Here is a 17,415-nt window from a genome sequence, read left to right as displayed (position 1 = left end):
AAAGTATTCCCCTTCCCGGAGGACTTGTTTCCGCCGGAGGGGAGGATAGCACCCGAAGTTCTACCGACAGTACGTGACCATTCGGGTGACCGTTAATAAATACAATAACCTTATTCCGTTTCCGCTAAAGAAAGGAGTTAAACAAGGAAACGGCGAAACAAGAATGTACAACTTTTAAAATTTAAATTTATGGAAAGTATCAGCAAAATTAAATTAAAAAATCAGGCTGGAGCAATAACCATGCTAAAAGGATACGTAAAAGTGGCTTCAGATTCAGAAGCATACTACAAATGTGGTGCTACTGACAATTTTGACGTTGGACAAAGCGGTATGATTGACCTTAACGATCATATCGGAGATGCAGAAAAAAAGCAATCTCGTAAGGATGGGTATATATTCCCTGGTGATTTGGTGACCGCCTATGCTGCTATCAGCGCACACAGTGATGTATATGGTTCGACGTGGTTGACCTATGACCCCATGCCAATCGCACCGCCGTATTTATTCTTTCCGGAGCTTTGTGGGACCTTAATGTAGCCTTTGAAGGATTTGAATAAATGATCGACTAGGAGGCAGGAAGTATTTTCATTAACTCCGAAGTCTGTTTTTCTTATCGCTGACTCGGAAAAAGGACTTCGGTATATTCAAATACCAACACTTAGAAACAAGCAATTGCCGGAAGTGATGCAACTGCCTAAAGTAAAAACCATAAAAAACATCACACTTATGAAAAAGATACTCGTCATCATCAACAAAAACTGGGAAACGGAACCCGTGCTCAACGCCCTGACCAACCCCAAACTGCGTCCCGCTGTATTGCCATTCCCCGACCTGATAAACACCCCGTGCGATGGAGACAACCGTATGAGCCAGCCCCGTGCCATCTTCTTCCTTTCCCCCATCACCGACCGTCTCAACCATTTCAACGAGGACGTGACCGACACGCAGAACTACGTGTCAGCCTTCAACGGCGGCCTTGCACTGGGCGAACTGCTTTGCGCGCTGGCGGAATACGGAGGGGAACGGCAAATATGATAATTGAGATAATTCGCAACATTTATTAATCACGCTTCCTTCTTGCAGCACCTCATCAGGAAATGCTTGCAGACACGGACAGACAAAGGTCGTCACTGAGGTAGGCTAAGTCCGACACCGAGGTAGGCAAAGGTCGTCACCGAGATAAGCAAAGTCCGTCACCGAGTATTAGTCCTATCGGGATGCGGCAGGGAAGAGGTAAAAAACATCAACTTATGGGATTCTTCAAGAAAGTAAAACAGAAAATCAATGGAATGTGGTATCCGCAATCCATCACCGTTGGCAAACCTGTCACGACGGACGAAGTGGCAAAACGTCTTGCCATTGAATCCACCGTAAGCCCTGCCGACACCTTTGCCGTGCTCAAGTCCCTTGGCAGCGTATTAGGTAGCTACATGGCAGACGGCCGCACCGTCAAACTCGACGGCGTGGGCACATTCTACTACACAGCCGTTGCTTCGGGCAATGGAGTGGACTCCCCCGACAAAGTGACTGCCAAGCAAATCACCGGCGTCCGTGTCCGCTTCATCCCTGAAACGAGCCGTTCATCCAACAACCAGGTTACCACCCGTTCCCTCGTCGATTCCAATATCTTCTGGGAAGAATGGGGCGGAAAATCCACTACTCCCAGCGAAGGTGGCGGTGGTGGTGAAGGGGGAGGAGAGGCTCCCGATCCGGCAGCATAAAGCCGGATGCTTTTCCGGTGCTATAAAAAGGACGGGTTCCTGCACCGCAAAAGGACTTTTCTGTATTGCCAAAGGCTCCTTCCGGCATTGCCGCACGACCCTTTAAGATGAAAGATTCGTTTTCACTCGCCGCTGCTGTAGCCTGCTGCCGGATGAGAGAAACGAATCTTTCTTTGTGTGCCGGGGGAAATAATCGGTTCTTGACAGAACAATCTGCACCGGAATTGTTATCTTTGCCCGTAGCATTGATTATAATAAATGGAAAATTTATGAAACGAAACAAATAAGAGAGATTATACGTCGCGTGGCTCCTACGGCAAAAACTATTTTATATGGTTCGCAAGCAAGGAACGAAGCGCGTAGCGACAGTGATATTGATCTGCTTATCCTGCTCGACGGCGAGAAAATGACATTGAAGGACGAAGAATCTATCACACTGCCACTTTACGAACTGGAACTGAAAACCGGAGTCTCTATCAGCCCGATAGTCACGCTCAAAAAACTTTGGGAGAGCTGCCCATTTACCCCCTCCCTTTTTATATTAACGTCACCAATGAAGGTGTCGTGTTATGAGAGAAATCTTGGATGAAGGAAGCCGAAGTAATGATTCGGGAAATGTTTTAAAATGTAGCTACCCCTCTATTTCTCCTTTGCCAGTGTAAATACAAACTCAAGTCCGCCTCCCTGATTGTTCTTGGCGGAGATGTTGCCGCCGTGGATAATAACGGCGTTCTTTACAATAGCCAGTCCCAATCCTGTTCCGCCTAGTTTGCGTGAGCGACCTTTATCTACTCGGTAGAAGCGTTCGAAGAGACGGTTCAGATGTTCGGGTGATACACCTATACCAGTGTCGGCGAAGCTGAAATAGTAGAAATTCTCATCTTCACGGAAACAGTTGATATTTATCTGAATATTGCTTCCGGCGTATGCGATGGCATTGTCCATCAGGTTGCGGAAGATGGAATATAACAATGAATAATTACCTTTGACTTGTATGCTCTTTTTCAGAGAGTTGATTACTGTGATATGCTTTTCGTCGAGTTCCAGAGATACTTCATTGATAATATTTCCGACAAGTACACTAATATCCACTCGTTCCATATCAATCATGCTGGCGGCTTCGTCCATGCGGGTGAGTACGGAGATGTCGCGTAGCAGCCGGCTCAAACGATTGCTTTGTGCATAACAACGTTCGAGGAATACGTTTATCTTTTCACGTGGAATATTCTCGTTGCTGACAATGGTTTCCAGATATCCTTGAATACTGCTGACAGGAGTCTTCAACTCATGGGCAATATTTTGAGTCAGTTGGCGTTTGAGTCTTACTTGTTCTTCTTCCTGGGTGACGTCGTTGATGGAAATCTCAAAGCTGGCATCCTGGAAGATGATACATTCTACGATAAATGTCCGCCCGTTCTTGTTGATGGTAACTGACATTCGTTTTTCGCCTTTTCCTCTCGAGCGTTCCTGCTGATTCTTATTGATAAAATGAATAATCTCTTTTAGTTCGTTGATGGCAAAGACTTCTTCCGTTGTTTCCAGGTTGGAATCCGAAATCAGGTTACTGTATTGGGTGAAAAGATTGTTGACTAGAATTTCTTTCTTGTCTTTTGTGAATACTCCTAATCCTTCGTGCGAGATTTGGAGATGAGTGATTAGCTTTTCACGTTCGATGTAGAGAGCTTCTTTGGTTTCGTGCAATCGTTTGTAGATTTGGATGATGTGTTGTGAGATTTCTCCCAGTTCATTATGTGGAAAAGCGGATTGCATAGCCATTTCGATAGGCTCGTTTCGGTCGGCACGCATGGCAAATTCACGGAGCTGGCTGATGGAAGTGCCCAGTTTGTTGGTGAATTTATAGAAGATAATCATTAATAATAAGGTCACGATGATGGTAAACCATAGATAGTGCGGGTCTGCTTGCAGGTTGTTGATGAGGCTGACATTATAAGGCAAAGCCGAACGGACAATATAATCTTTATAACGAGTGGCCGAATAAAAATAGGGAACTCCGGTTGTTTCCGAAGTACGACGTACGTCATATCCGTTACCATGCTTTATTGCTTTCTGTACTTCCGGACGATTCAGATGGTTTTCTATTTGGTTATTATGATTTGGATAACTGTCGTAAACAACATTTCCTTCTGCATCAATAAGGGTCACACGCAAGTCTTCCAGAATATGTTTGTTGATATAACCGCTGATTATTTCGCTATCAAGAGGTTGCTCTTCCAATTGTTCGTAGAGTCTGCTGTTGTAATCTTGCAGTTTTGTATTCAGCAGTTCTATTTTATATTCCCGTTCACGTTGATACTGGTACGCAATAAAACAAATGGCAAATACCAGAAAGAGTGAAATAACCGAAAGGAACAGCTTCCGGCTGAAAGAAAGAAAATGTTTTTGAGTTACAGGCAGGTTCATAATAATTGCTTAATTCGGTATTATTACTTATTCAGCTTCAAAACAGTATCCATATCCGAGACGGGTGACAATACGTTTGCCGTATATACCTATCTTTTTACGTAAACGGGTGATGTTTACGTCGATGGTACGGTCGAGCACATACACTTCGTCACTCCAGATACGGGCCAGAATGTCTTCACGTGAGAATACGCGTCCCTTATTCTGTACCAGTAGAAGCAATATTTCAAATTCTTTTTTAGTCAATGGCACTTCTTCATCGTCGATACTTACTTTCTTCTTTGTGATGTCAATAACGAGCGACTGATAAGTAAGACGTTCGGGGGCTCTTTCCGTTTCCGTTGTTACCGTACGTCTTAATACTGCTTTCACACGGGCAATGACTTCACGCAGGGAGAAAGGTTTCGAAATATAATCGTCTGCTCCCAGATTGAATCCGGTCACAGTATCGTTTTCAGTATCTTTTGCCGTGATAAAGATGATAGGCACTTTTGCTGTTTTTTTTTCTTTCTTCAAGATGTTGGCCATTTTGAAACCGGAGATTTCTCCCATCATCACATCGAGGAGAATTAAGTGATAACTGCTGATATCCATCTTCATTGCCTCTTCGGCAGAGTTTGCTGTATCAACCTCATAACCTTCGTTTTCAAGATTGAATTTCAGAATCTCACAGAGGTCTTCTTCATCGTCGACAACTAAAATACGGTAATCGTTCATAAGATATATGTATTAATGTGATATGACAAAGTTACGTTTTTATTTTATCCTTTGCAAAGATGAGGAGACTTTGTTACGGGCAGATGAAACAGACGTTACAATCGTGTTACATTCTGTGAATTCCGGGAATTGATACGGAATATGGAAGTTTTTGTTGATTGTAAGAGGAAAAAACGCTCGCTATTTGTTATCTTTGTTAGCGAGATACAATAGAAATGTTTGACTATAGAAACTACAAATAATGATAAAAATTGACTTAAAACGACATCGGAAGGAAATAATAGGATCTGTTGTGGTACTGTTAATTCTCCTTGGCGGTATGTCTGTGTTTAAATATACTTCATTCAATTCCGGTTTTGAGATTGTAGACGATCTGGGAGGAAATATATTTCCTTCGGCGATTCTGTCTGTTGCCACCACTGATGCACAAGTGATTGTTCCGTCGGATTCGACGTCTTTGGGAAATCCGAAGTCGTGTATTGCCGTTCGGTTGAAATCGAAGACAGCTTATAGTCGTGTGCGGATTGAAGTAGCCGAAACGCCTTTTTTCTCCCGCTCGGTGTCGGAATTTGTATTAAACAAGCCCAGAACGGAATATACGATTTATCCTGATATCATCTGGAATTATGAGGCACTGAAAAATGAGGTGCAGGCAGAGCCGGTAAGCGTAGCCATCACAGTGGAGATGAACGGAAAAGATTTGGGACAACGGGTGCGTACTTTTTCAGTGCGTAGCATCAATGAGTGTCTGTTGGGGTATGTGGCCAACGGAACTAAATTTCACGATACCAGTATTTTCTTTGCGGCTTATGTCAATGAAGAGAATCCGATGATCGATCAGTTGCTTCGCGAGGCATTGAATACTCGGATTGTTAATCGCTTTCTCGGTTATCAAAGTAAGGCTAAAGGGGCGGTAGACAAGCAGGTGTATGCTCTTTGGAATATATTGCAGAAACGTAAATTCCGTTATAGTTCTGTTTCCAATACCAGCCTTTCGAGCAATGTTGTTTTCTCGCAGCGTGTCCGTACGTTTGATGATGCACTGGAATCTTCACAGATTAATTGTGTGGATGGGAGTGTGTTGTTTGCGTCGTTGCTTCGCGCCATTAATATTGATCCTATCCTGGTACGTACACCGGGGCACATGTTTGTAGGATACTATACGGATAATTCGCACACGAATAAAAACTTCCTGGAGACAACGATGATTGGTGATGTCGATCTGGATGATTTTTTCCCGGATGAACAACTGGATTCTACAATGGTAGGCAAATCACAGAATGAGATGTCGTTACTGACTTTCGAGAAATCGAAGCAGTATGCTAATAAGAAGTATAAGGAAAACGAAGAAGGAATCCATTCCGGAAAGTTGAATTATATGTTTTTGGAGATTTCTAAAGAAGTGCGGAGGAAAATACAGCCGATAGGAAAATGAAGAATTAAAAATGAAGAATGAAGAATATCCTTGCGGTATACTTGCATAGCGCAGCAAAATTCTTCATTCTTCGTTCTTCATTCTTCATTATTAATTCGTATTTTTGCCCAAGTAATCATTTTTAATATAAAAGGATGCAAGGCAAGAAATTTATCTCTCCCGGAGCATGGTTTTCTATGAACTATCCATCAGACTGGAATGAGTTTGAAGATGGCGAAGGCTCTTTTCTTTTCTATAATCCCGAAGTATGGACGGGAAATTTTCGTATATCCGCATTTAAAGGAAAAGCCGGTTATGGTAAAGACGTCATCCGGCAGGAACTGAAAGAGAATGATTCGGCTTCGTTGGTGAAAGTCGGAACGTGGGAATGTGCGTATAGCAAAGAAATGTTTCAGGAGGAGGGGACGTATTATACTTCCCATTTGTGGATTACAGGAGTTGACGATATTGCTTTCGAATGTTCTTTTACTGTACCTAAAGGCGGAGTTGTGAAGGAGGCGGAAGATGTAATCGCTACTTTGGAGGTACGCAAAGAAGGGCAGAAGTATCCTGCTGAACTGATCCCGGCCCGTCTTTCTGAAATCTATTTGATTAATGAAGCGTACGAATGGGTGGTATCCACCGTGAAGCAGGAATTGAAAAAAGATTTTCAGGGAATAGAAGAAGACCTGGAGAAACTTCAGCAAGTGATTAATAGCGGTAAGATTGGCTCGAAAAAGAAAGAGGAATGGTTGGCAATCGGCATCACAGTCTGTATAATTCTGACGAATGAAGTGGAAGGTATGGAATGGAAAACGTTGATTGACGGTAACCGGGAAGCTCCTGTATTACAATATAAAGACCGTATCATCGACCCGTTGAAACTGGCATGGAGTAAAGTAAAGGCTGGAGAACCTTGCGACATTATTGAAGAGTATAAATCCGTGATTATTAATCACTAATCACTAACCAACTAATTACTAAATTACGTGGCTGTACCTTATTTACAGATAGATAACCTGACCAAGTCCTTCGGTGACTTGGTTCTTTTTGAAAATATATCTTTTGGCATTGCTGAAGGCCAGCGTGTAGGATTGATAGCGAAGAACGGCAGCGGAAAAACTACTTTATTGAATATAATCGCCGGAAAAGAAGGTTATGATAGCGGTAACATTGTTTTCCGGCGTGACCTTCGGGTGGATTATCTGGAACAAGATCCACAGTATCCCGAAGAGTTGACCGTGCTTGAAGCCTGTTTCCATCACGGTAACAGTACCGTGGAACTGATAAAAGAGTATGAACGTTGCATGGAGACTGAAGGTCATCCGGGATTGGAAAATCTTCTGGCGCGTATGGATCAGGAGAAAGCCTGGGAATATGAACAGAAAGCCAAACAAATTCTTTCGCAACTCAAAATCCGCAACTTCGACCAAAAAGTGAAGCAACTGTCCGGTGGACAGTTGAAGCGCGTTGCTTTAGCCAATGCGTTGATTACCGAGCCGGATCTGCTTATCCTTGATGAGCCAACCAATCACCTGGACTTGGATATGACCGAATGGCTGGAAGATTACCTGCGTCGTACCAATCTTAGTTTGCTGATGGTGACGCACGACCGTTATTTCCTTGATCGTGTTTGTTCGGAGATTATCGAAATAGACAATCAACAAATCTACCAATATAAAGGTAACTACAGTTATTATCTCGAGAAACGTCAGGAACGTATCGAAGCTAAAAGTGTAGAAATAGAACGTGCCAACAACCTTTACCGTACGGAACTCGACTGGATGCGCCGGATGCCGCAGGCACGCGGGCATAAAGCCCGTTACCGGGAAGATGCTTTTTATGAATTGGAAAAGGTGGCAAAGCAACGTTTCAACAATGATAATGTGAAGCTGGAAGTGAAAGCATCCTATATCGGTAGTAAGATATTCGAGGCCGATCACTTGTTTAAGAGCTTCGGTGACTTGAAGATACTGGATGATTTTTCTTATATCTTTGCCCGCTATGAAAAGATGGGCATTGTGGGAAATAACGGGACAGGTAAATCTACTTTTATCAAGATATTAATGGGGCAGGTTGCGCCTAACAGTGGAACGGTGGATGTTGGTGAAACTGTTCGTTTCGGCTATTACTCGCAGGATGGCCTTCAGTTTGATGAACAAATGAAGGTGATTGATGTAGTGCAGGATATTGCCGAAGTGATTGAACTGGGGAATGGAAAGAAACTGACTGCTTCGCAATTCTTACAGCATTTTCTGTTTACTCCCGAAACGCAACATAGCTATGTCTATAAGTTGAGTGGGGGCGAGCGTCGTCGTCTTTATCTGTGTACCATCCTGATGCGTAACCCTAACTTCCTGGTGCTTGACGAACCTACCAACGACCTCGATATTATCACTCTGAACGTGCTTGAAGAATATCTTCAAAATTTCAAAGGTTGTGTGATTGTTGTTTCTCACGACCGCTACTTTATGGATAAGGTAGTAGACCATTTGATGGTATTCAATGGACAGGGAGATATTCGCGACTTCCCCGGAAACTATAGCGACTATCGTGACTGGAAAGACGCGAAAGCTCAAAAGGAGAAAGAAGCTGAAAAGCCGCAGGAAGAAAAGACTGCCCGTGTTCGTTTGAACGACAAACGGAAGATGAGTTTCAAGGAAAAACGAGAGTTCGAGCAATTGGAAAAGGAGATAGCAGAATTAGAAACAGAAAAAGTGCAGATTGAAGAACTCTTATGTAGCGGTACCCTTTCTGTTGACGAATTGACAGAGAAATCGAAACGTTTGCCTGAAGTCAATGACCTGATTGATGAGAAAACAATGCGATGGCTGGAACTTAGTGAAATAGAAGGCTGATTTGTGCCATTGTATCACTAGAATAGTCTGATAATGATAATAACTTTGATAATATATCCCGGACAACATATAACCTTGTATGACAAACCTAACCAATTATCATAGCCACTGTCTGTATTGTGACGGACGCGCCAATATGGAAGATTTTATTCGTTTTGCTATCAGTGAAGGATTTACTTCCTATGGCATTTCTTCCCATGCTCCACTGCCGTTTTCTACTGCATGGACGATGGAGTGGGATAGAATGGATGATTACCTTTCCGAATTTTCCCGTCTGAAGAAGAAATATGCAGATAAAATAGAGCTTGCCATTGGTCTTGAAATAGATTACCTGAACGAAGAAAGCAACCCTTCTTTACCCTGTTTTCAAAAACTACCACTTGACTACCGGATAGGTTCCGTACATATGTTGTACTCTCCGGAAGGAAAAATCGTAGATATTGATACTCCGGCAGATCTTTTCCGTCAATTGATAGACAAGCACTTCGATGGTGACTTGGATTATGTAGTCCGTCTTTACTATAAGAATCTGCTTCGTATGGTAGAATTGGGAGGATTTGATATTGTCGGTCATGCTGACAAGATGCATTATAATGCTTCCTGTTATCGTCCGGGATTATTGGATGAACCGTGGTATGATGCGTTGGTTCGCAAATATTTCACCGCCATTGCCGAATATGGCTATATCGTTGAAATAAACACTAAATCTTATCACGATTTAGGAACATTCTATCCCAATAAACGATATTTTTCATTCCTGAAAGAACTGGGTATCAGAGTACAGGTAAACAGTGATGCGCATTATCCGGAACGGATTAATAATGGACGCTCCGAAGCATTAGCTGCTTTGAAGAAGACAGGCTTTACTTCAGTTGCAGAGTGGCATAACGGAAAATGGGAAGAAAGAGAAATAGAATAAAGAAATAGAATTTAGTCAATCTCCAAAGTGCCTCCTTAATAAACTGGTAATTTATTTTGTTTATTAAGGAGGCGCTTTCTTTAAGGATGTTTTGAGATGTTATTCAGTTCTTTTGCAAGCATTTGCCTGGAAAAACTCGTTCAATGTATCTTCATAGTTACCATGAAGCATAATATGATGATTTCCCAATGGATTCTTCAGAAAATACTCGGCTGGAGTATTCATGCGGATGCGTACTTGCGTGCGGCACATATTAATATAATTGGTATTTTCAGTCAATGTTCCAGTAGATAAGTAATATTCGTCCAGACATTCACCGCCGCATTTTATAATCGTTACGTCTCCTGTTGGAAGTAACCCTTGTATGGCAATTCCTTTTTCTGTTTCAAAATGATTGCGGATAATGTATCTCTCCGTTTGTTTGAGTCCTATGGTGCAGTGTGCTAATATCAGCTCGTTCGTACGGGAATTAATCATGGAAGGATTTGCCATAAATCCGTCCTTGCCCGTAAGCGCTTTCACTGCTAATAGCGTAAATACAGATTGAAGATCGCCTTCGCAACCTGCTATTATCCCGTCATCATTCAATAAAGATAATGCCACGCATCCGGTAGTGTCGATTTGTTCAATCAATTTAAAGCAGCTCAATGTCAGTGCTTCCAGATTTTCTTCCTGACATACCTTTTTTATTGCCCGGTACAGCCGCATGGATTTGATTAAATCTTCGGGAGTTCCTTCGCGGCAGGCAAGAGCTTGCGATGCTACAGCTGCACATGATGCTCCGACTTGCTCATCCGTTATTTGTTGAAATTGTTCATAAATCCGTTCCAATGGAATATCTACATATTCAATTCCCCAACGACGTTTTGCCAACAGGTAGTCTACGTTACTGGCAACTAACCAGGAAGAAGGAGTTCCGATGACTCCGATACGTTTGCCGAATAAGGAACGTTGTGCACGGAAATTATTATATAGTGTATGAATACGCAGGATGATAGCAGGTAATTCGCCATGTAGTATTTCGCTCTTCATTCCACGTCCCCGTAACCATGTGGAGATTTCCAATGCGGCAGCAAGAGAGTTCTGCATGCCGTCTGCCAGTAAAATGGCAGGGCGGGGGAGGTTTTCGAATTGCTGTATGACCAGTCTTTCCACCCCACCGGTAGCGATAAAAATGATTTTGAAATCATCACTACTAAGCTTGTCCATATCTTGATAATCGACGAGCTTTACGGTATAATATTTTTCAATTTCGCTTAAAATAGCTTCGTGTGAGCTACGTAGCGAGACTTGTTTGTGAAGGATTGAAGCAAATGAGATAAGGTGTATGGTCATTATGATATTGTTTTAAGTTTTCCGTATGACAAATGTATAGCTTTCTTTTCAAATTACCATAACGATTTTAACCTTGCTAAGGTTTTTAAAGTTTTTATGTCTCTGTATTCAAATTATTGCGTACATTTGCAGCTCCAAGTAGAAAAAGTAAATAGTAATTAAGTAATTTGTAGTTAAAATTATGCCAACCATATCCATTCGCGGAAACGAGATGCCTGCATCTCCTATCAGAAAGCTGGCTCCTTTGGCAGACGCTGCCAAGCAACGTGGAGTCCATGTGTTTCACCTGAACATCGGACAGCCTGATCTGCCCACTCCTCAGGCCGCGATTGACGCGATACGCAATATTGACCGGAAGGTATTGGAGTATAGTCCAAGTGCCGGTTATCGTAGCTATCGCGAGAAATTAGTAGGATATTATGCGAAATTCAATATCAACCTTACAGCAGACGATATAATCATTACATCAGGAGGTTCGGAAGCCGTACTTTTTTCCTTCCTTTCCTGCCTGAATCCGGGAGATGAAATAATTGTTCCGGAACCGGCTTATGCTAACTATATGGCATTTGCAATCTCTGCCGGAGCAAAGATCCGCACCATTGCTACGACCATTGAAGAGGGCTTTTCTCTTCCGAAAGTAGAGAAGTTTGAAGAACTGATTAATGAGCGTACCAAAGCGATTCTTATTTGTAATCCCAACAATCCTACCGGTTATTTGTATACCCGTCGTGAAATGAATCAGATTCGTGACCTTGTAAAGAAGTACGATTTGTTCCTTTTCTCCGATGAAGTATATCGTGAATTTATATATACCGGTTCTCCTTATATCTCTGCCTGCCATTTGGAAGGTATTGAGAATAATGTGGTATTAATTGACTCCGTATCCAAACGTTATTCAGAATGTGGTATTCGTATTGGTGCGTTGATAACCAAAAACAAGGAGATACGCGATGCTGTCATGAAGTTCTGCCAGGCTCGTTTGAGTCCTCCATTGATCGGACAGATTGCTGCAGAGGCCTCTTTGGATGCTCCGGAAGAGTATTCTCGTGAAACGTATGATGAATATGTAGAACGTCGTAAATGCCTGATTGACGGTTTGAACCGTATTCCCGGTGTTTATTCACCCATCCCGATGGGAGCTTTCTATACAGTAGCGAAACTCCCGGTAGATGATTCCGACAAGTTCTGTGCATGGTGTCTCTCTGATTTTGAATATGAAGGTCAGACGGTATTCATGGCTCCGGCTTCCGGTTTCTATACCACTCCGGGTTCCGGCATCAATGAAGTTCGTATTGCTTACGTATTGAAGAAAGAAGATTTAACCCGTGCGCTTTTTGTCTTGCAGAAGGCTTTGGAAGCATATCCGGGAAGAACAGAATGAAATTTAAGTATTAAGTATTAGGTATTAAGTATTAACCGTAGCTTCTTGTGTGTTTGCTCGTGTGTATAATTGCCTAATACTTTATGTCTAATACTTAATACTTTATACTTAATACTTAACCCAATGTCTCTATCACTTTTCATAGCCCGGCGTATCTATCGTGAAAGCGATGGCGGAAAGCAGGTGTCACGTCCTGCGGTCCTCATTGCCATGGCGGGTATTGCTATTGGCTTGGCTGTGATGATTATTGCGGTGGCGGTAGTTATCGGGTTTAAAAGTGAGGTGAGAAATAAAGTCATAGGATTCGGGTCGCATATTCAGATAACTAATCTGGATGCGGTCAGTTCTTACGAAACTCATCCGATTGCGGTAGGAGACAGTATGATGACTGCTCTTGCTGATTATCCGGAGATAAGCCATGTGCAGCGTTTCTCTACCAAACCGGGTATGATTAAGACCGATGACGCTTTTCAAGGAATGGTGTTAAAAGGGGTAGGTCCGGAGTTCGACCCCCATTTTATAAAAGAGTATTTGGTAGAAGGGAAGATTCCTGTTTTCAGTGATTCAGTATCTACCAATCAAGTGCTTATCTCGAAAGCGTTGGCAACTAAAATGAAGTTGAAACTGGGAGATAAGATATATACCTATTATATACAGGATGATATTCGCGCTCGTCGCCTGACGATTGCCGGAATTTATCAGACGAACTTCTCCGAATACGACAACCTCTTTTTACTGACGGATCTTAATCTGGTGAATCGCTTGAACGGTTGGCAACCGGAACAGGTGACCGGTGTGGAATTACAGGTGAAAGATTATGATAAACTGGAAGATATAACCTATGAGATCGCAACTGATATTGACAACAGGCAAGATGAACTGGGAGGTGTGTATTATGTGCGTAACATCGAACAACTGAATCCTCAAATCTTTGCCTGGCTTGATTTATTGGATTTGAACGTATGGGTGATTCTGATTTTGATGATAGGAGTTGCCGGCTTCACCATGATTTCCGGTTTACTGATTATTATCATCGAACGCACCAATATGATTGGGATTTTAAAAGCATTAGGAGCCAATAATTTCACGATTCGCAGAACCTTTCTTTGGTTTGCAGTCTTTTTGATTGGCAAAGGCATGCTTTGGGGCAATGCTATTGGTTTGGCATTCTGTATTCTTCAATCTCAATTCGGACTCTTCAAACTTGATCCGGAGACTTATTACGTAGATACAGTTCCGGTTTCTTTTAATATTTTACTTTTCGTATTGATTAATCTAGGCACTTTGTTTGCCTCTGTATTGATGCTGATTGGCCCCTCTTTTTTAATCACTAAGATCAATCCGGCAAGCTCCATGAGATACGAATAATCCTCTTTTTTTCTACCCGTTTTCTACTGCAAAAATAATTTAGTCCGTTGCGTGATGTGGAGTGAATAATATGTCTATATTTGCGCCCAATTTACTTAATATCCTCTTGTAGGTTTAATTTCTAACTATTATGAATAATGTGTTAATCCTGTTGGATAATCTGGATGACTGGAAACCGTATTACGAGACAAGTAGTGTCCTGACTGTTTCCGACTATCTGAAAAACAAGCCGGTAGAAAAAGACCGGAAGTTAGTTATTAATCTTAGCGATGATTACAGTTATAACTCTGAAGGGTATTACTGTTCATTGTTAGCTCAAACGAGAGGACAGAAAGTTATTCCGGATGTTGATATAATCAACAAGTTGGAGACCGGGACGGGTGTTCGGATGGATCGTAGTCTGCAAGCCCTCTGTTACCAGTGGATACAGAAGAACAATGTCAAAGACGACATTTGGTATCTGAACATTTACTTTGGCAAATGTAGAGAGAAAGGTCTGGAACGGATTGCACGATTTATTTTTGAGAATTACCCTTGTCCATTATTGAGGGTGGCTTTGAATACTCATCCCAGAAATCAGATCGAAAGTATTCAATTTCTTCCTCTGAATCGGCTCAATGATGAAGAGCAGGATTTCTTTGCCAACACATTGGATAACTTTAATAAGAAAATATGGCGTGCGCCTAAGTCGGCGAAAGCTTCCCGTTATAGTTTAGCTGTATTGGTTGATCCACAGGAAAAATTTCCGCCCAGCAACAAAGGTGCCTTGCATAAATTGGCAGAAGTTGCCAAGAAGATGAATATTCATGTGGAAATGATTACGGAAGATGACGCCATCCGTTTGCTCGAATTTGATGCCTTGTTCATTCGTACTACAACATCATTGAATCATTATACATTCCATTTGTCGCAATTGGCTGCACAAAACGGAATGGCCGTTATTGACGATCCGCTTTCCATCATCCGGTGTACGAACAAAGTATACCTGAAAGAACTTTTTGAAAAGGAAAAAATTTCTGCTCCTAAGTCAACGCTGATTTTTCAGTCAAACGATCATTCGTTTGAGCAGATCAGCGAACAGGTGGGGGCTCCTTTTATTCTGAAGATACCGGATGGGTCTTATTCCATTGGCATGAAAAAGGTTTCGAATGAGGAAGAACTGCAAGCAAGTCTGAAGATGCTTTTTGAGAAGTCGGCTATCTTGCTGGCGCAGGCATTTACTCCTACGGAGTTTGACTGGCGTGTCGGCCTGTTGAATGGGGTACCGCTGTATGCCTGCAAATATTATATGGCAAAAGGACATTGGCAAATTTACTGCCACTATGATTCGGGCAGAAGTCGTTGCGGACTGGTAGATACGATTCCTATTTATCAGGTACCTCGGGTAGTGTTGGATACAGCCGTTAAAGCTGCGAATCTGATCGGAAAGGGATTGTATGGAGTCGACCTGAAAATGGTAGATGATAAAGCCTATGTTATTGAGATCAATGATAATCCGAGTATCGACCATGGGTTGGAAGATGCCATTATCGGTGATGAAATGTATTACCGGTTACTGAATCATTTTGAACAGGCCTTGGAGGCGAAACATTATTGATGATGGAGACGGGTTTATTTGTTCGTAAAGCACAGCAGATTGATATTCCTGCTATTTTGGAAATAGAATGGGAATGTTTTCGGGAAGATAGCTTTTCGAAAGAACAGTTTGCTTATCTGATAAGCCGCTCGAAAGGAACTTTCTATGTAATGATGGAAGGGGATAGGGTAATCGCTTATGTCTCCTTATTATTCCATGGTGGAACTCATTATTTAAGGATCTATTCGATAGCTGTCCATCCGGATTTCAGAGGGAAAGGATTGGGACAAGCATTGATGGACCAAACGATTCGGACAGCTAACGAATGTAAGGCTGCTAAAATTACTTTGGAAGTGAAGGTGACGAACGCTGCCGCTATTGCGCTATATATGAAAAATGGCTTTATTCCGGCAGGAATAAAGCCATGCTATTATCATGATGGTTCGGATGCTATTTATATGCAACGGTTGATTCCATGAATTCATCTTCTCATGAAATCTCCTTTTCCTCGAAAGAATCGGCAAATCTTGAAATTCAGCGACTGTATAGGTTGGAGAAGGTCGAATACCGGTAATGAGAAATAGTATTTCCGGTTTCCTCCCATTTCTTTGGCTGTTTGGTTAATAACGACAATTTGCATGATGAAGCGTAGTAACCAGATTAACAGTACGATGCCTGCGACTAACCAATGAGAATTGAGGACGCCGGATGCGATGCCTGCTATACAGGAAACATAGAATAACAGACGGGAGAAAGTCTCAAATCCCAAAAGGTATCGTTGTATTCCCTGATAATATCTTGCGGTCGCTATATAGCTTATTTTTTCCTCTTTCCATTCTTTGTATCGGTACACAGGATTTATCCGTGTGGTGGCGTTGATGTCTGTTTCGACGCGGGTATTTGAAGGAGTTGCCAACTGGTTGATGAATAGGTCATCCTCTCCACGTTGCAGGTTCAGGTATTTGGAGAATCCTTTCTGTTGGAAAAACAACTCTTTTCGGTAAGCTAAGTTACGTCCGATACCCATATATGGTTTTCCAACTAAAGCGAATCCCAGATAACGTAAAGATTGGAAGAGGGTATCAAATGCGGTACGTTTGTGCAACCATCCTTTTGTACGGTCATAACCGCTATACCCCAATACGATTTGAGTCTGCGGAGTGAAGTTGCGTGCCATCAACTTTAACCACTGGTTACTTGCCGGCATACAGTTTGTTTCTGTAAATACCAGCCAATCATGTTTACTGGCTTTAATGCCTAATGTCAGGGCCAGTTTTTTATGACTGATATAACGTGCGCTTTCAGGGGTAAAACTATGGTAAAGATGAGGATATTTTTCTTCCATCATTCCCAGTATATCCTCGGTTTCATCTGTGGAAGCATCGTTGATGACAATCACCTCGAATTGCGGATAATCCTGTTCCAGAATGGCTGGCAGGATTTTACGCAGGTTTTCAGCCTCATTGCGTGCGCAGAGAATTACGGAAAGTGGAGGCAGTTCTCGTGAAAAATGTACCTCTTCTTTGCGTACAGCCTTATTATGGGCATGTATCCGATTGTACAGGCCAAAATAATAGATGAGCTGAATGATAAAAAGAATACCTGCCGCTGATAAAAGAATCAGTTCGACAGTATTGAATGTAAATGTTTCCATCAAATTTTAGTGTCGTTTTTACAACGGCAAAAGTACACAATTTTTCGGTAG

At 42.1% G+C, this 17,415-nt stretch carries 15 protein-coding genes and 1 pseudogene; 12 read left to right on the top strand and 4 right to left on the bottom strand.

The window, feature by feature from the left end:
- The first annotated feature begins 189 nt into the window (after nt 1–189).
- From KFO40_RS10405 to KFO40_RS10390, 4 genes and pseudogenes are all read left to right on the top strand, one after another.
- A complete protein-coding gene (locus KFO40_RS10405; protein WP_087318765.1) occupies nt 190–537 on the top strand; it encodes a hypothetical protein in 348 nt (115 codons plus the stop codon).
- Nucleotides 538–726: 189 nt separating this feature from the next.
- Nucleotides 727–1,035: a hypothetical protein gene (locus tag KFO40_RS10400; RefSeq protein ID WP_211146325.1), complete on the top strand. Its 309-nt coding sequence runs from the start codon at nt 727–729 to the stop codon at nt 1,033–1,035.
- Nucleotides 1,036–1,250: 215 nt separating this feature from the next.
- Nucleotides 1,251–1,721 (top strand): HU family DNA-binding protein, encoded by a 471-nt coding sequence (locus KFO40_RS10395; protein ID WP_008025706.1) that lies wholly within the window; start codon nt 1,251–1,253, stop codon nt 1,719–1,721.
- Nucleotides 1,722–1,986: 265 nt separating this feature from the next.
- A pseudogene (locus KFO40_RS10390) lies at nt 1,987–2,294 on the top strand (nucleotidyltransferase domain-containing protein).
- A 66-nt stretch (nt 2,295–2,360) separates the two neighbouring features.
- Here KFO40_RS10390 and KFO40_RS10385 read toward each other — a convergent pair.
- Together KFO40_RS10385 and KFO40_RS10380 are read right to left on the bottom strand one after the other, a co-directional pair.
- Nucleotides 2,361–4,142: a sensor histidine kinase gene (locus KFO40_RS10385; RefSeq protein ID WP_004314841.1), complete on the bottom strand. Its 1,782-nt coding sequence runs from the start codon at nt 4,140–4,142 to the stop codon at nt 2,361–2,363.
- A gap of 27 nt (nt 4,143–4,169) precedes the next feature.
- Nucleotides 4,170–4,859 carry a response regulator transcription factor gene (locus tag KFO40_RS10380; RefSeq protein ID WP_008025703.1) on the bottom strand — a complete coding sequence of 230 codons (690 nt, stop codon included), beginning with the start codon at nt 4,857–4,859 and terminating at the stop codon, nt 4,170–4,172.
- Nucleotides 4,860–5,100: 241 nt separating this feature from the next.
- Between KFO40_RS10380 and KFO40_RS10375 the strand changes: the two genes are divergently transcribed.
- From KFO40_RS10375 to KFO40_RS10360, 4 genes are all read left to right on the top strand, one after another.
- Entirely contained in the window at nt 5,101–6,294 is a 1,194-nt protein-coding gene (locus KFO40_RS10375; RefSeq protein WP_008019595.1) for a hypothetical protein, read from the top strand.
- Between the two features lie 134 nt (nt 6,295–6,428).
- A complete protein-coding gene (locus KFO40_RS10370; RefSeq protein ID WP_004314838.1) occupies nt 6,429–7,235 on the top strand; it encodes a DUF3805 domain-containing protein in 807 nt (268 codons plus the stop codon).
- A gap of 27 nt (nt 7,236–7,262) precedes the next feature.
- Nucleotides 7,263–9,131: an ABC-F family ATP-binding cassette domain-containing protein gene (locus KFO40_RS10365; RefSeq protein WP_211146324.1), complete on the top strand. Its 1,869-nt coding sequence runs from the start codon at nt 7,263–7,265 to the stop codon at nt 9,129–9,131.
- A gap of 79 nt (nt 9,132–9,210) precedes the next feature.
- A complete protein-coding gene (locus tag KFO40_RS10360) occupies nt 9,211–10,050 on the top strand; it encodes a histidinol-phosphatase (RefSeq protein WP_118407360.1) in 840 nt (279 codons plus the stop codon).
- 99 nt (nt 10,051–10,149) lie between these two features.
- Here KFO40_RS10360 and KFO40_RS10355 read toward each other — a convergent pair whose 3' ends face one another.
- Nucleotides 10,150–11,385, bottom strand: a complete 1,236-nt coding sequence (locus tag KFO40_RS10355; protein WP_008025695.1) for a fucose isomerase — start codon at nt 11,383–11,385, stop codon at nt 10,150–10,152.
- Nucleotides 11,386–11,566: 181 nt separating this feature from the next.
- On the opposite strand from KFO40_RS10355, the gene KFO40_RS10350 reads away from it, so the two are divergent.
- The 4 genes from KFO40_RS10350 (at nt 11,567) to rimI (ending at nt 16,189) form a co-directional block, all read left to right on the top strand.
- Nucleotides 11,567–12,766, top strand: a complete 1,200-nt coding sequence (locus tag KFO40_RS10350; RefSeq protein WP_007757808.1) for a pyridoxal phosphate-dependent aminotransferase — start codon at nt 11,567–11,569, stop codon at nt 12,764–12,766.
- A gap of 123 nt (nt 12,767–12,889) precedes the next feature.
- Nucleotides 12,890–14,134: an ABC transporter permease gene (locus KFO40_RS10345; RefSeq protein WP_211146323.1), complete on the top strand. Its 1,245-nt coding sequence runs from the start codon at nt 12,890–12,892 to the stop codon at nt 14,132–14,134.
- A 130-nt stretch (nt 14,135–14,264) separates the two neighbouring features.
- Complete coding sequence (locus tag KFO40_RS10340; RefSeq protein WP_004314832.1) at nt 14,265–15,731, top strand: RimK family protein; 1,467 nt, start codon at nt 14,265–14,267, stop codon at nt 15,729–15,731.
- On the top strand, nt 15,731–16,189 hold the full coding sequence (gene rimI, locus KFO40_RS10335; RefSeq protein WP_120069056.1) for a ribosomal protein S18-alanine N-acetyltransferase: 459 nt from the start codon (nt 15,731–15,733) through the stop codon (nt 16,187–16,189). The genes KFO40_RS10340 and rimI overlap by 1 nt, the downstream gene beginning before the upstream one ends.
- Before the next feature lie 2 nt (nt 16,190–16,191).
- On the opposite strand, the gene KFO40_RS10330 is transcribed toward rimI, so the two are convergent.
- Nucleotides 16,192–17,364, bottom strand: coding sequence for a glycosyltransferase (locus KFO40_RS10330; RefSeq protein WP_211146322.1), 1,173 nt, complete (start codon nt 17,362–17,364; stop codon nt 16,192–16,194).
- Nucleotides 17,365–17,415 lie beyond the last annotated feature (51 nt).

This window comes from Bacteroides sp. 1001302B_160321_D4 (assembly GCF_015667765.1).
GTDB classification, from domain to species: Bacteria; Bacteroidota; Bacteroidia; order Bacteroidales; family Bacteroidaceae; genus Bacteroides; species Bacteroides xylanisolvens.
The sequence above is the reverse complement of the archived record's forward strand: the minus strand, read 5'-3'. Positions and strand labels throughout refer to the sequence as shown.

Bases quoted from the DNA above. Each gene is read 5' to 3' on its own strand.
- KFO40_RS10350 (WP_007757808.1), top strand. From the start codon at position 11,567: ATGCCAACCATATCCATTCGCGGAAACGAGATGCCTGCATCTCCTATC.
- KFO40_RS10340 (WP_004314832.1), top strand. From the start codon at position 14,265: ATGAATAATGTGTTAATCCTGTTGGATAATCTGGATGACTGGAAACCG.
- rimI (WP_120069056.1), top strand. From the start codon at position 15,731: ATGATGGAGACGGGTTTATTTGTTCGTAAAGCACAGCAGATTGATATT.
- KFO40_RS10405 (WP_087318765.1), top strand. From the start codon at position 190: ATGGAAAGTATCAGCAAAATTAAATTAAAAAATCAGGCTGGAGCAATA.
- KFO40_RS10400 (WP_211146325.1), top strand. From the start codon at position 727: ATGAAAAAGATACTCGTCATCATCAACAAAAACTGGGAAACGGAACCC.
- KFO40_RS10330 (WP_211146322.1), bottom strand. From the start codon at position 17,364: ATGGAAACATTTACATTCAATACTGTCGAACTGATTCTTTTATCAGCG.
- KFO40_RS10345 (WP_211146323.1), top strand. From the start codon at position 12,890: ATGTCTCTATCACTTTTCATAGCCCGGCGTATCTATCGTGAAAGCGAT.
- KFO40_RS10355 (WP_008025695.1), bottom strand. From the start codon at position 11,385: ATGACCATACACCTTATCTCATTTGCTTCAATCCTTCACAAACAAGTC.
- KFO40_RS10380 (WP_008025703.1), bottom strand. From the start codon at position 4,859: ATGAACGATTACCGTATTTTAGTTGTCGACGATGAAGAAGACCTCTGT.
- KFO40_RS10370 (WP_004314838.1), top strand. From the start codon at position 6,429: ATGCAAGGCAAGAAATTTATCTCTCCCGGAGCATGGTTTTCTATGAAC.
- KFO40_RS10395 (WP_008025706.1), top strand. From the start codon at position 1,251: ATGGGATTCTTCAAGAAAGTAAAACAGAAAATCAATGGAATGTGGTAT.
- KFO40_RS10385 (WP_004314841.1), bottom strand. From the start codon at position 4,142: ATGAACCTGCCTGTAACTCAAAAACATTTTCTTTCTTTCAGCCGGAAG.
- KFO40_RS10360 (WP_118407360.1), top strand. From the start codon at position 9,211: ATGACAAACCTAACCAATTATCATAGCCACTGTCTGTATTGTGACGGA.
- KFO40_RS10375 (WP_008019595.1), top strand. From the start codon at position 5,101: ATGATAAAAATTGACTTAAAACGACATCGGAAGGAAATAATAGGATCT.